Genomic DNA, 534 nt, shown 5'->3' with positions numbered 1-534 from the left:
ACGAAACCTACCGTCTGGTCGATGCCGGCAGTTTGGCCTTGTTGGAAAAATTGAAACAGGCTTAAACCGACTTTAACAATAAAAGGCCGTCTGAACAGCTATCCGCAAAAGCCATGCTTTCGTGATTACCTGTTCAGACGGCCTTTATTGATAACCGCAATCAACCTACGCGATAAAACGCCAGGCTGCCCAATAAATTCGGCAGATGTTTGACCTGTCGGTTGCCCGTCATGACCGCACGCTCAAGCACACGGATTTTATTTTTGGCACACAGTAAGTCAAAGTCTTTGAGGGTACACCAATGGATATTGGGCGTATCGTACCAATGATACGGCATCCGCTCGGAAACCGGCATATGGCCGCCAACGGCGATTTGAAAACGGTTGCGCCAGTAGCCGAAATTAGGGAAGCTGACAATAGCCTGCTTGGCCACGCGCATTAGGCAGCGCAGGATTTTTTCCGTGTTCTGCATCGCCTGAATGGTTTGGCTCAAGACAATCACATCAAAACTTTGATCACCAAAAGCCACCAAAC

1 protein-coding gene is annotated in these 534 nt (G+C 48.7%); it reads right to left on the bottom strand.

The window, feature by feature from the left end; translation table 11 throughout:
* Nucleotides 1-160: 160 nt before the first annotated feature.
* A partial coding sequence (locus ACTHUM_RS18425) for a methionine biosynthesis protein MetW (RefSeq protein WP_440403741.1) occupies nt 161-534 on the bottom strand: 374 nt, incomplete at its 5' end.

The organism is Neisseria sp. P0021.S006, assembly GCF_051956895.1.
The sequence above is the reverse complement of the archived record's forward strand: the minus strand, read 5'-3'. Positions and strand labels throughout refer to the sequence as shown.